General features: G+C 42.4%; 19 protein-coding genes. 15 read left to right on the top strand and 4 right to left on the bottom strand.

The window, feature by feature from the left end; translation table 11 throughout:
- From pyrF to ACWB1W_RS01075, 6 genes are all read left to right on the top strand, one after another.
- A partial coding sequence (gene pyrF / locus ACWB1W_RS01100; protein ID WP_479369548.1) for an orotidine-5'-phosphate decarboxylase occupies window positions 1–572 on the top strand: 572 nt, incomplete at its 5' end.
- Window positions 569–1,057: a hypothetical protein gene (locus ACWB1W_RS01095; protein WP_479369547.1), complete on the top strand. Its 489-nt coding sequence runs from the start codon at window positions 569–571 to the stop codon at window positions 1,055–1,057. The genes pyrF and ACWB1W_RS01095, both read left to right, overlap by 4 nt.
- Window positions 1,041–1,637: a 16S rRNA (guanine(527)-N(7))-methyltransferase RsmG gene (gene rsmG, locus ACWB1W_RS01090; protein WP_479369546.1), complete on the top strand. Its 597-nt coding sequence runs from the start codon at window positions 1,041–1,043 to the stop codon at window positions 1,635–1,637. The genes ACWB1W_RS01095 and rsmG overlap by 17 nt, the downstream gene beginning before the upstream one ends.
- A 199-nt stretch (window positions 1,638–1,836) precedes the next feature.
- Window positions 1,837–2,421: a nicotinamidase gene (locus tag ACWB1W_RS01085; RefSeq protein ID WP_479369545.1), complete on the top strand. Its 585-nt coding sequence runs from the start codon at window positions 1,837–1,839 to the stop codon at window positions 2,419–2,421.
- Window positions 2,422–2,426: 5 nt separating this feature from the next.
- Complete coding sequence (locus tag ACWB1W_RS01080; RefSeq protein ID WP_479369544.1) at window positions 2,427–2,645, top strand: hypothetical protein; 219 nt, start codon at window positions 2,427–2,429, stop codon at window positions 2,643–2,645.
- Window positions 2,638–3,927, top strand: a complete 1,290-nt coding sequence (locus tag ACWB1W_RS01075; RefSeq protein WP_479369543.1) for a M16 family metallopeptidase — start codon at window positions 2,638–2,640, stop codon at window positions 3,925–3,927. The genes ACWB1W_RS01080 and ACWB1W_RS01075 overlap by 8 nt, the downstream gene beginning before the upstream one ends.
- Here the strand turns inward: ACWB1W_RS01075 and ACWB1W_RS01070 are convergent.
- Window positions 3,914–4,210 carry a 4a-hydroxytetrahydrobiopterin dehydratase gene (locus ACWB1W_RS01070; protein WP_479369542.1) on the bottom strand — a complete coding sequence of 99 codons (297 nt, stop codon included), beginning with the start codon at window positions 4,208–4,210 and terminating at the stop codon, window positions 3,914–3,916. The genes ACWB1W_RS01075 and ACWB1W_RS01070 overlap by 14 nt on opposite strands.
- Window positions 4,211–4,227: 17 nt before the next feature.
- Here ACWB1W_RS01070 and ACWB1W_RS01065 point away from each other — a divergent pair, with 17 nt between their 5' ends.
- Genes ACWB1W_RS01065 through mqnE form a run of 8 tightly spaced genes read left to right on the top strand, consistent with a single transcriptional unit; the run spans window position 4,228 to window position 10,190 of the window.
- Window positions 4,228–4,617 carry a YbjN domain-containing protein gene (locus ACWB1W_RS01065; protein ID WP_479369541.1) on the top strand — a complete coding sequence of 130 codons (390 nt, stop codon included), beginning with the start codon at window positions 4,228–4,230 and terminating at the stop codon, window positions 4,615–4,617.
- Entirely contained in the window at window positions 4,617–5,318 is a 702-nt protein-coding gene (locus tag ACWB1W_RS01060) for a PspA/IM30 family protein (protein WP_479369540.1), read from the top strand. The genes ACWB1W_RS01065 and ACWB1W_RS01060 overlap by 1 nt, the downstream gene beginning before the upstream one ends.
- A 2-nt stretch (window positions 5,319–5,320) precedes the next feature.
- Entirely contained in the window at window positions 5,321–5,845 is a 525-nt protein-coding gene (locus ACWB1W_RS01055) for a DUF4178 domain-containing protein (RefSeq protein WP_479369539.1), read from the top strand.
- Window positions 5,823–6,320 (top strand): hypothetical protein, encoded by a 498-nt coding sequence (locus ACWB1W_RS01050; protein ID WP_479369538.1) that lies wholly within the window; start codon window positions 5,823–5,825, stop codon window positions 6,318–6,320. The genes ACWB1W_RS01055 and ACWB1W_RS01050 overlap by 23 nt, the downstream gene beginning before the upstream one ends.
- A gap of 1 nt (window position 6,321) precedes the next feature.
- Window positions 6,322–7,125: a DUF350 domain-containing protein gene (locus ACWB1W_RS01045; protein WP_479369537.1), complete on the top strand. Its 804-nt coding sequence runs from the start codon at window positions 6,322–6,324 to the stop codon at window positions 7,123–7,125.
- Window positions 7,122–8,597 carry a polyamine aminopropyltransferase gene (locus tag ACWB1W_RS01040; protein ID WP_479369536.1) on the top strand — a complete coding sequence of 492 codons (1,476 nt, stop codon included), beginning with the start codon at window positions 7,122–7,124 and terminating at the stop codon, window positions 8,595–8,597. Before ACWB1W_RS01045 ends, ACWB1W_RS01040 begins: the two co-directional genes overlap by 4 nt.
- Before the next feature lie 18 nt (window positions 8,598–8,615).
- Window positions 8,616–9,068 (top strand): bacteriohemerythrin, encoded by a 453-nt coding sequence (locus ACWB1W_RS01035; RefSeq protein ID WP_479369535.1) that lies wholly within the window; start codon window positions 8,616–8,618, stop codon window positions 9,066–9,068.
- 9 nt (window positions 9,069–9,077) lie between these two features.
- Complete coding sequence (gene mqnE / locus ACWB1W_RS01030; protein ID WP_479369534.1) at window positions 9,078–10,190, top strand: aminofutalosine synthase MqnE; 1,113 nt, start codon at window positions 9,078–9,080, stop codon at window positions 10,188–10,190.
- Here the strand turns inward: mqnE and ACWB1W_RS01025 are convergent.
- From ACWB1W_RS01025 to ACWB1W_RS01015, 3 genes are read right to left on the bottom strand one after another with little or no spacing between them, the layout of a single operon-like run.
- A complete protein-coding gene (locus ACWB1W_RS01025) occupies window positions 10,174–10,764 on the bottom strand; it encodes an L-threonylcarbamoyladenylate synthase (protein WP_479369533.1) in 591 nt (196 codons plus the stop codon). The two genes, mqnE and ACWB1W_RS01025, sit on opposite strands and share 17 nt — an antisense overlap.
- On the bottom strand, window positions 10,761–11,951 hold the full coding sequence (locus ACWB1W_RS01020; RefSeq protein WP_479369532.1) for a LysM peptidoglycan-binding domain-containing protein: 1,191 nt from the start codon (window positions 11,949–11,951) through the stop codon (window positions 10,761–10,763). Before ACWB1W_RS01020 ends, ACWB1W_RS01025 begins: the two co-directional genes overlap by 4 nt.
- Entirely contained in the window at window positions 11,914–12,186 is a 273-nt protein-coding gene (locus ACWB1W_RS01015) for an acylphosphatase (protein ID WP_479369531.1), read from the bottom strand. Before ACWB1W_RS01015 ends, ACWB1W_RS01020 begins: the two co-directional genes overlap by 38 nt.
- A gap of 17 nt (window positions 12,187–12,203) precedes the next feature.
- Between ACWB1W_RS01015 and ACWB1W_RS01010 the strand changes: the two genes are divergently transcribed.
- Window positions 12,204–13,904, top strand: a complete 1,701-nt coding sequence (locus ACWB1W_RS01010; RefSeq protein WP_479369530.1) for an NAD+ synthase — start codon at window positions 12,204–12,206, stop codon at window positions 13,902–13,904.
- Window positions 13,905–13,958: the final 54 nt, after the last annotated feature.

The raw sequence follows: 13,958 nt of genomic DNA, 5'->3' as shown, positions 1-13,958 counted from the left end.
TTGAAAGGGGAGGAGATGCGGTAAGGGAACTAAAAGAAGAGTTTCCTTACGAAGTGTTCCTTGACCTGAAACTTCACGATATTCCTTCGGTTGTAGGTATCGCTGTTGAGGGGATAAGCAATCTCGGTGCGGACTACACAACGGTTCATCTCCTCGGCGGGGAGCGTATGGTCGGGGAGGCGGTAAAGAAAAAGGGAGATACGAAGATTTTAGGAGTTAGCCTTCTTACCTCTCACGACGAGAGCTACCTCGGTTTTTTAAGAACCTCTTTCGGAGATATAAAGGAGTTCGTTCTCCACCTTGCAAAGATGGGACTTGATAAGGGAATAGACGGAGTGGTCTGTTCCGGGGAGGAAGTAGAGTTTCTCAAGAAAAATCTGGACAGGGAATTCATAGCGGTTGTTCCGGGAATAAGGATAAAGAAAAAGAAAGATGATCAAAGTAGGGTTCTCACCCCTGCGGAGGCAAAGAAACGAGGTGCTGACATAATCGTTATAGGAAGAGAGATTACTGAGAGTAAGAACCCCGTTTACGTAGTTGAGAGAGCTTTAAAGATGATGGGTGAGATATGAGTATTCTTCTTTTACTTTTAGTAATTTCCTTTACTTTTTCCCTAACGGCGACCTACGAGGTTTATCTCTTCTTCTTTAAAGTAGGCGAGATAAAGGTTTACGTTGGAAAAAATGAGGCACGGGCGGAGGGAAAAACTTACGAGTCCTGGAGGTGGCTCTATGACTACAACTTCAGGTTTACTCAAAGGGGAAAAGAAGTGGTTCTATACGAAAAGGAAGGGAAGAAAGAGAGGATTCTTAGGGGAAAGAAAGTTTACGAGAAAAAACCCTGGATTCCCCTAATCGTTGAGTATTTAAAGGAAGGAAAGGTGAAGGAAAACGAGCTCTTTAAGGTGAAGAAGGAAAAGAAAAGGCTTGTCGTTATACCCTTAAAGAGTAAACGGGTGAAGAGAATTATCCTTTACGGAGATGAAATTCCGAAGGAAATACTGATTGAAGGAAAGGTGAGCCTGAAACTAAAGTTGAGATATGCGAGAGAGAATTAAGGAACTCTTTGAAAGGGAAGGCTTTTCATTGTCGGAAGATAAGGCGGAAAAGTTTGAGGTATACCTTAAGGAACTGAAGAAGTGGAACAGGGTTCATAACCTAACAGCGATAAGGGAGGAGGAAGAGATAATAAAGAGACACTTTATAGAAAGCGTAAGTCTTGTGAAATGCTTCGAAGAGTCAGGTCTAAGCTGGAAAGGGAAACACTTCGTTGATGTGGGAAGCGGGGCGGGATTTCCCGGAGTTCCCTTAAAGATTTATCTCGGAGGTATTAGGCTTACTCTTATAGAATCCGTCTCAAAAAAGTGTGCCTTCCTTGAGTATTTAAAGACAAAAATAGGAGAGAATTACTCAGTTTTATGCACAAGAGCGGAAAAAGTAAAGGAGAGGTTTGATGTAAGCATCTCAAGAGCTCTCGGAGAGTTTGAGGAGATAAAAGAACTAATGGAGAAGTTATCAAGGGAATACGTGTTCGTTATGAAGGGAAGGGAGATAAAAAGAGAGTGGATGTCGGACTACAAGGTTTGTAGGATTTCCCTCAGTTTTATAGAAACTTACGTTTTATGGAAAAGGCTTTAGTCTTCCCAAATATTTGAGAAATCTATAAAGAGTTTTCCAACAATTCTTCGGTGTTCAAACGTAGGCGAGGCAGAAGCACAAAGATTGCCTTCCACCGGCTCCCACTTCCCTTCCCGGCTCTCGTAATACTTTACTGTATACCTTGGAAGATACTTCAGAATTAAGCTCATAAAGATAAATTTATTTAAGGAGGTAGACTATGAAGGTAAAGATAACGGACAGAGATGCCCTTATAGTTGTTGATATGCAGAAAGACTTTATGCCCGGTGGTGCTCTTCCGGTTCCCGCTGGGGATAAAATAATCCCCACTCTTAACGAATACATTAAACTCTTTGAAGAAAAAGGCCTTCCCGTGTTCTTCACGAGAGATTGGCACCCGCCGAACCACATATCTTTTAAAGGACACGGAGGTATATGGCCTCCTCACTGCGTCCAGAACACCGAAGGTGCAAAGTTTCACGAGGACTTATACATTCCCAAGGACAACAAGTTCATAATATCAAAGGGAACCTCTCAAGACTTTGACGCTTACTCGGGATTTCAGGGAACGATACTTGAATCCCTTTTGAGGGAAAGAGGAGTAAGGAGGATATTCGTCGGAGGAGTGGCAACGGATTACTGCGTAAAGAACACGGTAATAGGCGGGCTGAATCTCGGGTTTGAGGCAATCGTTCTTGAGGATGCCGTAAAAGGTGTAGACGTGAACCCGGGAGACGTCGAGAGGGCTATTGACGAAATGCTCTCAAGGGGTGCTGTGTTCATAAAAAAAGATGATTTAGTATAACTCTTATGGTGAAGAAAGTTCTGAAGAAGACCTGGAGTGTTTTCTCAAACATTCTCCTTTTATACGGCTACTATCTCCTTTTTCTGTTCTTCTACGATACCTTTCTCAGGGTAGTAAAACCTATAGCTTTTCCGGTCTCATTACTACTTACGTTGGTTATATTCGCATTAAACGCAGCCTACTGGTATAGGGATAAAATACTGGAAAGGTTAAGAAATGGTTAGGCTTTTAATTCTGGGGGTCTTAATAATGGTTCAGGTTTTAACCGCTCAGGAACTGATAATAAGAAATCTCCCCAACGGCGGAAAACTAATAATAAAGCCGAGAGAAGACACTGAGGCTGTTGCCATACACGTATGGTTCAGGGTAGGTTCCGTTTACGAGAAATACGACGAAAAGGGAATGGCCCACTTCCTTGAACATATGCTCTTTAATGGAACGGAAAAGTATGAATACGGTGAGATAGACAAGATAATAGAGAGCCTCGGCGGGAACATAAACGCCGGGACATCAAAGGATTACACCTATTACCACGTTGAGATAGCAGCACCTTACTGGAAGCAGGCTTTGGAGGTTTTGTACCAGCTCACCTTGAAGGCAACCCTTGACGAGAAGATGATGGAAAAAGAAAAAGAGATAGTGATAGAGGAGCTGAGAAGGGGAAAGGACAACCCCACAACTGTTTTATGGGAAGAGTTTGAGAAGCTCGTTTATAAAGTATCACCCTACAGGTTTCCCATAATAGGCTTTGAAGAAACCATAAGGAAGTTCACAAGGGAGAAACTCCTAAGATTTTATAAGTCCTTCTACCAGCCGAGAAATATGGCCGTCGTAGTTGTAGGAAACGTGAATCCGAAAGAAGTTGAAGAAGAAGTTTTAAAAACCTTCGGTAAGGAAGAAGGAAGACCCGTTCCCAAGGTTCAGATTCCCACCGAACCCGAACAGATAGGTGTAAGGTTTAAGAAACTTGAAGATAAAAGGGTTGAAAAGGCTTACTGGATTATAGGGTGGAGGGTTCCCGCCATAGGGAAGAACGAGTATAAGGGACTTCTCGTTTTGAGCGAGATTTTATGCGGGGGAAGGGTTTCGGTATTCTACAAGGAGCTCAGAGAAAAAGGTCTCGTTTACTCCTACTGGTGCGGAGACCTCGGAAGGCCGAGGGATAACCTATTCGTTATAAGTGCGAGCTTTGACCCATCTAAATATGAAGAGGTAAAAAGGAGAGTGCTTGAGCTGTTGAGAGAGACCTACGAAAACCTAAACGACGAAATGGTTGAGAAGGCAAAACGAAGGATAATAAACTCCCGTATATTTGAAGAGGAAAGAGTTGAAAACGAAGCTTTTGACATAGGTTATTCCTACACGGTTGTTAAAGACCTTGACTTTTACAGGTTCTTTGACAAGAACCTATCAAGGGTGAGAAGGGTTGACGTTATGAAGATATTTGAAAGGTATATAAAGGAAGACAGATACAGCGAGGTGCTTATGTTGCCTAGTGCTTCATAATCTCATTCACGAGCTCGTTTATCTCCCTTGCGAGGTTTATGTCTTTCTCCGTTATTCCACCGGCTTCGTGGGTCGTGAGCTTCACCTTTAACTTCTTGAAGCCAACCTCAAGGTCCGGATGGTGCCACCTTGCTTCCGCAAGACCTGCTATTGCGTTGACTACGAAAATTGTCGTCTTCCAGTTCTTAGTGTTGAACTCCCTGTATATGAAATTCTCCTCAAGTTTCCAACCTTCAAGCTCGGAAAGAGCCTTCTCCACTTCCTCTTTACTTAGCACTCTCATGTTATTTAATTTAAAGTATGGCTACTTTTGAAGAAGTGAAAAAAATGGTTCTTGACCTCGGTCTTGAGATTAAAGAAGAAAACCCCGAAGAAGAACTCCTGGTTGTTGAAGACGAGGAGAGGGGGATAAAGAACATGGTTATTGACTGTGAGGAGGACTTGCTCATAATTGAACAGCCCATAGGAAAGGTTTCGGAAAAACACTACGGCTGGTTCCTGGAGAGAAACAGGGATCTGCCTTTCGGTGCCTTTGCCCTTGACGGGAAAGATAAGGTGATACTTTACAGACAAACCTTAAACCTTGAGACCCTTGATTACGAAGAGCTTGAAGCGAGCATAGCTTCCTTGGAGCTGTTCTTTGCAGAATGGGGAGGGGAGCTATTAAATATCCTTAAGGAGGAAAAGTGATGGGATTGCTTAAAAGACTTCTGAGAGTAGTAAAGGCTGAAGCCCACTCGGTTGTTGAGAAACTTGAGGACCCGATAAAAATAACCGAGGAGGGTATAAGGGAGCTAAAGAAACAGCTAAAAGAGGCTATGGAGTCCCTTGCACAGGTAAAGGCAAGCAAGATAAGGTTTGAAAGAGAAGCGAAAAACGAAAAGGAAAGGGCTAAAGCCTTGATAAGGAAAGCGGAAGCCCTCCTCAAGAGTGCACAAGAAGGGGAGATATCCCCCGAAGAAGCCGAAAAGCTGGCAGCTGAACTAATACAAAAGGCGGAACTTCACGAACAGAACGCAAGAAGACTTGAAGAGGAGGCAAAGAAGCAGAAAGATATGGCACTGAAGCTCCAGGCAAAGATTGATGAACTTAAAGTTTTGATAGCTAAATACGAAGCGGAACTCAAAACCCTGAAGGCAAGAATGGCAACCGCAAAGGCTGTAAAGAAGGTAAATAAGGAGATAGCAAAGGTTGATCCCTCCGACACCATAGCTATGCTTGAGAGGATGAAGGAAAAGGTTGAGGAAGAAGAGGCGATGGCCGAGGCATACGAAGAACTTGCGAAACAGGAACTGGCAACCGATGTGGAAACTGAAGTGGAAAAGAAGCTCAAAACCCTTGAGAGTAAGGAAAAGCTTGAAGAACTGAAAAAGAGACTGGGGCTCTCCTGAGGATGGGCTTTCTGGATAGGATAAAGAAGCTCTTTAAAAAGGAGGAAAAGGAAGAAGTAGAACTCCTCGGGAATCCCCTGGATAGGCTAAAAAAGGGAGACATAGTTGAACTTGAAGGGGAGACTTGGGAAGTTGAGGACGTAGCCCTTTACGACTACGGAGCTACCAAAGAAAAGGAATGGGAGATAAGGTCTCCGAACAGGAGAGGCTTTTTAAGCCTGGAGGAGGGAAAGATATACTTCTTTACAGAGATAGACCCCGAAGATATACAACCCGACATAGGAGAACAATACAGGAACTTCGGAAAACCGCCCGAGGAGATAACCTATAAGGGAAAGAGGTATAAGCTCAAGTATGCGGGAAAAGCCAAATACAGAAAGAACCTTGAAAGTTATCCCGTGACCATTTGGGAGTTCAAGGAAGACGGGGAGATAATTGACGTTGAGATTTGGGACGAGTATGAGATAGAAGCCTTTAAAGGAAGGGAGTTAAAAGAGTGGGAAATTGAGGGCGTTTTCCCTCGTTAGCCTCTTTTTAATATTTCTTTCTTGTTCAAAACCGATTGAGGTAAAGGAAAATCCCGCAGACTTCTTCATAAAGAACTACGAAAAGGGCGTATACAGGTATAAGGTTGAAGAAAACAAAAGAGGAACCGAAAGGTGTGAAGTTGTTCTTAAGGACCTGATAAAGGAAAAGGAGTATAAGCTTGAGCTTCACACACTCTACTACGTGGAGAGATACCTCCCCGAGGAAAAAATTTACTGTGAGCTCTTTTCGGAAAACCGATTTCTTGAAGTTGCGGGAGAAAGATTTACACCGCCCTCCGGTTTGAAGGTAGTAAAAAACGTAAAGTTAAGGAATGGGTTATACCTCTGGTTTATGGAAAGGGTAAGGGGCTCGGGCGGTGGGGGTGGAGGAATAATATTCCTCCCGTTACCTTGGGGCGGTTCGGACTACGGTAGATACAGAACCCTTCCCAGAGGAGGATACGGAGGTAAGTAAGATGAGTTTACTTCTTTTAATCCTCTGGATAATACTCTCAAAGTATGTTTACGACCTCGTCTTTTTCAGGCACGTGAAAGTAGAAGAGGAAATATTTTCTAAGGGAAACAACGCTGTTGGTATATCTTTCTTTGGTTTTTTCGTGTCCCTTTCCTTTGTCCTTTATATGAGCTATTCTCCAGAAAGTCCTTTGAAAGAACTTCTAACGCTCTTGTTTATAACCCTTCTTCTTTTTTCAGGTGTTTATCTTTTTGACCTTCTCTTTTTGAGAAAGATTGATCTGAGAGAGGAAATCCTTAAAGGAAACATTTCCGCAGGGATAACACAAGCCTTTTACTTTCTTTCCGTCGGTCTCATCCTCTCGGGAGCCTACTGGATACTTGATAGCCCAATACTTACTGTTTTATACTCCGTCATTTATACCTTCCTGGGTATGTTTCTTTTATACATAACAACGCGTGTATTTTCCCGCATACTTTCCCTTGATTTCCAAAAAGAGGTGAAAAAAGGAAACGTAGCTGCCTCGATACTTTTGGGCTTTATATCCTTCTCAGTATCAATAGTAGTTTTCAATACAATTTCCGGGGACTTTGTGGGAAATCTTTTTCTTGACATACTTACTACTCTGCTTTATTTCCTCATCTCCCAGTTAATCATGGTTTTGCTCTACCTCCTTTTTGAGTATGTGATATTCAGGAAGATAATCCTTTCCTCGGCGGTTCTTGAGAATAACCTTAGTGCTTCACTCACACTTGGGGGTGTTTTCTTGGTAAGTGCACTCCTTACACTAATCATAGTGGGATGAAAAAATCAACTGTTTTAAAACTATGTGTATTTTTCACAGGATTTTCGGGACTCGTTGCGGAGTATTCGGTCGCAACCCTTGCAACTTATCTCCTCGGAAACGCTGTATTTCAGTGGAGCGTCGTTATCTCTCTCTTTCTCCTATTTATGGGTATAGGCTCAAGACTCACGAGATACATACCCGATACGAGACTGGTTGAGACATTTGTAATTGCAGAAGTATTTCTCTCTCTCCTGGTTTCTCTTTCTCCTATAATCGCTTACCACTTCGGAAGCTACCCCTTTGAACTCAGAATAGTTATTTACTCTCTTTCCGCACTCATAGGAACATTCATAGGTATTGAGATACCTATAGCAGTGAGGATAAACAACAGGTATGAAGAACTTAAAGTAAATCTATCCGCAATTCTTGAAAAGGACTATCTTGGCTCCCTTCCTGCGGGACTCCTTTACGCCTACATTCTGCTCCCTAAACTCGGGCTCTTATACACAACCCTTATAGCAGGGCTTATGAACCTTTCGGTTGCTTTTCTTTTTTCCCTTTACTTTCCCGTGCGATTCCCCTTAAGGATTTTCACTTTTTTTGTCAGCATTACCCTCATACTATACGGATTTTTTGCTCCTAAGATAACCCTCTACGAGGAACAGAGGTTTTACGGAGAGAAGATAATAACCTTTTTCCGAACACCTTACCAGAAGGTTGTTCTCACAAAGTATAAGAACTTTTATTCCCTTTACCTTGACGGACACCTACAGTTCTCTACCCTTGATGAGACAAGGTATCACGAAACCCTTGTTCACATTCCCGCAAGCCTTATAGACCACTACGGAAAAGCTCTTGTGCTCGGTGGAGGAGACGGGCTTGCCCTCAGGGAGCTTGTGAAGTATCCTTTTCGGAGTACAACCCTCGTGGATTTAGACGAAAAGCTCCTTGAGTTTTCAAAAGAAAACCCAGTAATGAGGAAGATAAACAAAGATAGCTTTAGGGACAAAAGGGTAAGCGTAATTTCGGAGGATGCCTTTAACTTTGTCCTCAGAACAAAAGAAGAGTATGACCTCGTGGTAATTGACCTCGTAGACCCGAGAACCTACTCAAGTGCGCGTGTTTACTCCCTTGAGTTTTACAGAAAACTTAAGAATATCCTTACAAAGGAAGGTGTGTTTATAACCCAAGCGGGGGATGTATTTTTCAAGAGGAAGGTTTTCTGTTCTATCTTGAGAACTATAAAAGAAGCGGGATTTTACACGATTCCTTTGGTTGCAAACATACCTTCAATGGGAGAGTGGGGCTTTATAATAGGAAGCAAAGAAAAGAAAACGTTCAAAGAACTTAGAATTAAAAAACTCTCTTACCTCAACAACGAACTCGCAAGGGCATTTATCCTTATAGGTTCGTCAGTAAGATGCAAGGACGAAGAAATTAACACAATCTTAAGACCGGTTGTATTAGAGTATTACTATATAAGTAATTAATTATTTAAGGAGCGGGTTATGGAGCTGAAGTGGGAAGAAAGGTTAAATACGGGGGTACTTTGTTTTGATGAGGAGCATAAAACAATTTTAAATATGCTCAACTTCCTGAGAGAGCTACTCCAAAACAACAGAAGACAGGAAGCCACCTCCTTTATCGTTGATATACTCATTCCTTACCTGAGAGACCACCTGAGGCATGAGGAGGAGGTCTTTAGACAGTTCAATTATCCCGAAGGGGAAACTCACACCAGATCACACGAAGCCCTTGAAAAGCTTTTTATAGGCTTTATAGAACCCCTTAAAGCGGGAGAAGATAAGATCATAAAGCACTTTCAGGCTGTTGTAATAGGATGGCTCTACGGACACATAGAGAAGACCGATAAGAGATACGGGGTTTACTTTGCTGACGAGGGACTGATAGAAAAAGTTAATGAGATAGAACCTGTGAGGAACGAGTTCACCGAGGTATAGTTTATTATTATGCTCTCTGTGGAAACGATTTTTGAAACCGTTGAGGATAAAGAGTTTTTAAGGATTGCGGAAAAGGTTCTTGAAGGAAAGAGGATAACACCCGAGGAAGGGTTATACCTATACGAAAACGGTGACCTTACTGCTCTGGGAATTCTTGCGGAGCATCTAAACAGACAGAAGAACGGCATGTATGCCTACTTTATAGTTAACAGACAGATAAACCCCACAAACGTCTGCATGTATCAGTGTGACTTCTGCGCCTTCGGTGTTAAGAAAACGGACCCCAAAGCCTATGAGATGAGCCTTGAAGAGATACTCAGAAAGGTTGAAGAGCTGTATAGAATGGGCGGAAGGGAGGTTCACATAGTCGGGGGCATTCCTTCATACTGGGGATACGAGAAATACATTGAGATAGTAAGGGAGATAAAAAAGAGGTTTCCCGAGGTAATAGTAAAGGCTTGGACCGCGGTTGAGATTCACCATATGTCAAAGATATCGGGAAAGAGCTATGAGGAAGTTTTAAGAGAGCTAAAGGATGCAGGACTTGATGCATTACCCGGAGGAGGAGCGGAGATATTCTCCGAAAGAGTAAGGAAGATAATAGCCCCCTACAAGGCGAACGCAGAGGAATACCTTGAGGTTCACAAAACCGCACACAAGCTCGGTATACCCACCAACGCAACAATGCTTTACGGACACGTGGAAACCTTGGAGGAAAGGATTGAACATATGGAGATGTTGAGAAGACTTCAGGACGAAACGGGAGGTTTTCAGGTGTTCATACCCCTTGCCTATTGGCCCGAAGGAACGAGACTGGGAGGATACAGAACCTCTTCCGTAGACGACCTAAAAACCATAGCTATTTCCAGAATATACCTGGACAACTTTGAACACATAAAGGCTTACTGGGTAACCCTCGGCGAGAAGGTAGCTCAGGTCGCCCTGAACTTCGGGGCGGATGACCTTGATGGAACGATACAGGAGGAGAAGATAGTCCACGCGGCGGGAACAAAATCAGCTTACGGACACTCCATAGACAGACTTGTAAAACTGATTAAAGACGCGGGGAAGATACCGGCAGAAAGGGATACCTTTTACAACGTTGTCAAGATTTACCAATAATCCTTTCTATCTCCTCCCTCTTTACCTTTCCCTCTCTCAGGATTTTTAAACCATTTCTTAAATCAACGAGTGTTGAGGGTTCACCTTCTATCTTTCCCCCGTCAACATAAAGCTCTACCTTCTTGCCGAAGTATTTATAAGCCTCTTCTATAGTCGTTGCAGGCTTCTTTCCCTCAGGGTTTACACTTGGAGCTACAAGGGGCTTTTTAAGAACGTCAAGAAGCTTTCTCACAAAACCCTTCTTAGGAATCCTTACCGCCAAGCTATCCTTGCTTATATACGAGAGTTTCTCGCACCTTTTTTTAAGAACTAGCGTTAAACCTTCGGTGTGAAGTAGGGATTCATACTCTTCGGGAAGGTACAAGCAGAGCTTTTCTATCCAGCTTTTGTCGGGAATTAAGACGATAAAAGGCTTCCCTGAGGGTCTCCTTATCTCGTATAACTTTTTAACCGCTTTTTCGTTTGTTGCATCCGCAAGCATCCCGTAAATGGTATCAGTAGGAGCTACAACTATACCACCTTTTTCAAGAATTTCCTTTGCTTTTACGAGAGCTTCCCCTTCCTTTAAAATCATCTCTTTTCAGAAAGATAGTAAGAAGGGTTTAAAATGGCACCGTTTAAGTTTCTTATCTCAAAGTGAAGAGCACACTTCCCCTCCGTGGGAACGATACCCACGTATCCTATAACATCTCCTTTTTTTACGTGTTGTCCTAGCCTTACAGTATTTCTCGCATTGTAAGCGTAAACACTTATAAAGTTGTTATGTTCGATTATTACCATATTTCCCATGGCGTGTAGGTCATTTCCGCTGTAGACCACCTTACCGCTTGCCACAGCCCTTACGGGTTTACCGCAATCGGTGTATATGTATACCCCCTTATCGTTTTTTACTACCTTTCCGTCAACGGGAAGCTCTTTAAGGGAAATCTTCGGAATTTTCGCAATCTTCTCTATAAACACGTATTTATAAACGGGTATCCTTAAAACCTGTCCCGCCCTTATTAAGTTTCCCTTAAGTCTGTTAGCCCTCTTTATTGCTTTCACACTCGTCCTGAACTTCTTTGCTATTTTTATTAAGGAGTCTCCCCTCCTTACCCTATATCTCAGGTAAACCACTTTTTTAACCCTATCAAGAACCACCCTTCCCTTTTTCTCCTCATACTTCCTCCTTATTTCCTCGTATAGATAAACCTTCCTTGTAGGAATTTTAAGTTTTTGACCAACGTAAATTCTGTTTCCTTTTATATTGTTTAAAAACTTTATCTCTCTAACACTTACTCCGAACTTCTTTGCTATTTTTATAAGACTGTCTCCTCTTTTTACACGGTAAACTATAAAATTCTTCTTCGTTTTCTTTTTTTCTCTTTTTACTACTTTTTTAACTTTACCCTTTACGGGAATTTTGAGTTTTTGCCCTACCCTTATGACGTTCCCCTTTAAGTTGTTTGCCTTTTTTATCTCCTTTACACTTAACCCGAACTTTTTGGCTATCCCGATTAACGTATCTCCCTTTTTTACCCTGTATATTACATATTTTTCTCCCTCCCTCAAGCATATCTTTTCACCGGGAATAAGGTATTTTCTCTTTTTTAGTTTCGGGTTCAGCTTGTATAACTTCTTAATACTTATTCCGTATTTCTTTGAAATTTCCCAGAGGGTATCACCTTTCCTAACTTTGTAATAAGTTCGGCAGTAATCCGCCGAGAAGCTACAACTGAGTAAACTAACTATACCTAATATCAAAACCGTAAAGAGGTTCATCGGATTGCTCCTTTATTACCTCTATCTTATCAACCCGAGAAGCAGGAGGACCCTTTAGTATATCCTTAAGGAAGTAGCCGATAAGTTCATCATCACCTTCAACGAGTATTTCAACCCTACCGTCCGGTAAGTTTTTCACCCACCCGTTAAGTCCATAGCTGTCCGCAATCCTTTTGGTATATGCCCGAAAGCCTACTCCCTGAACGATTCCGTCAACGTATATCCTCAATCTCATGTTAAATATAATACAGGATGTTAAACATCACCCTCGCACAGCTGAATTTCACCGTAGGTGATATAGAGGGAAACAAAAAAAAGATTTTTAAGGTTATTGAGAAATACTCCGGGGATACCCATATTATAGTCTTTCCCGAGCTCGCCCTATCGGGTTATCCTCCCGAGGACTTACTCCATCAGGAATATTTTTTAAGGACTTGTATGGAGGCATTCAGGGACGTCGTTAATAAAAGTATGCATTATAACACAGTTATTGTTTTCGGATTTCCCCATTACGAGTTTGACCTATACAACGCTCTCGCAGTTGTTTACAAAGGAAAAGTTCTCGGTATTTATAAAAAACATTATCTTCCCAACTACAGCGTTTTTGACGAATACAGATACTTCAGAAAGGGTGAAGAACCATTAATTATAGATATAAACGGTTATAAGATTTCCTTTTCCATATGCGAAGACATATGGTATCCCGACGGAGTTGAGAGGCAAACCGCTTTGTCGGGAGCGGAGCTAATTGTTAACATAAACGCTTCCCCCTACCACGTGGGGAAGTATTCCTTTAAGGAAAGCTTCGTAAAGGCGAGGGCGGAAGATAACCTCGCTTACGTTTGTTACGTTAACCTGGTCGGAGGACAGGACGAGCTCGTTTTTGACGGAAGGAGCTTTATCGTATCCCCGGAAGGAGAAGTTATCGCGAGAGCTAAAGCCTTTGAGGAGGACATTCTCACGGTAAGCCTTGAGCTTGATAAGGTAAGGAAAAAAAGGCTAACAGATTTAAGATGGAGAGAGGCAAGCTCAAGAACCAAAAGGATTGAGGTAAAAGCTACAGTAAGCCTCGGGGAAAAGCCTTACTTTGAGGGAAGAGTTGAGCCTTCACCCGAAGGGCTTGAGGAGATATACGAGTCTTTAAAGCTCGGTCTTAAAGACTACGTGAATAAAAACGGCTTTAAGAGGGCTATTTTGGGGCTTTCGGGAGGGATAGACAGCTCGCTCGTTGCATGCCTTGCGGTTGACGCTCTGGGAAAGGAAAGGGTTGTCGGTGTATACATGCCCTCGCAGTTTTCCTCAAGGGAAAGTTACGAGGATGCAAAAAAACTCGCAGAAAACCTCGGTATAGAGTTTCACGTAATACCTATAGAAAGTATTTATAAGGCTTACTTTTCGGAGTTTGAAAAAGAGCTGTGCGAGCTTAAGTTTGACGTTGCGGACGAAAACATACAGGCAAGAATAAGGGCTAACATACTCTTTTATTTCTCAAACAAGTTCGGGTATATCGTTCTCTCAACCTCAAATAAGAGTGAAACCGCGGTGGGATACACGACGATATACGGGGATATGGCGGGAGGATTTGCCCCCATAAAGGACGTGTATAAGACCCTCGTTTACGAACTTGCAAAGTTCAGGAACGAGAAGCGTTCCGACATTCCCGAAAGGGTCTTTAAAAAACCCCCTTCCGCGGAACTAAGACCCAACCAGACAGACCAGGACACTCTTCCCCCTTACGAGGTTCTTGACAAAATTCTAACACTTTACATAGAAGAGGGACTTTCCCCTGAGGAAATAATAAAAAAAGGACTTCCGAAAGATGCGGTTTATGAAACAATTTCAATGATAAGGAAGAACGAGTATAAGAGAAAGCAAGCCCCCATAGGGACAAAGATAACCCCGAGGGCTTTTGGAAAAGACTGGAGAATGCCCGTTACAAACAAATTCAGGTAAACTTGATCTTAATCATTAATTAAAAATCTTTCTCAGTTTATAATCCTTGAGTAA

It is taken from the genome of Aquifex sp. (genome assembly GCF_056494385.1).
The sequence above is the reverse complement of the archived record's forward strand: the minus strand, read 5'-3'. Positions and strand labels throughout refer to the sequence as shown.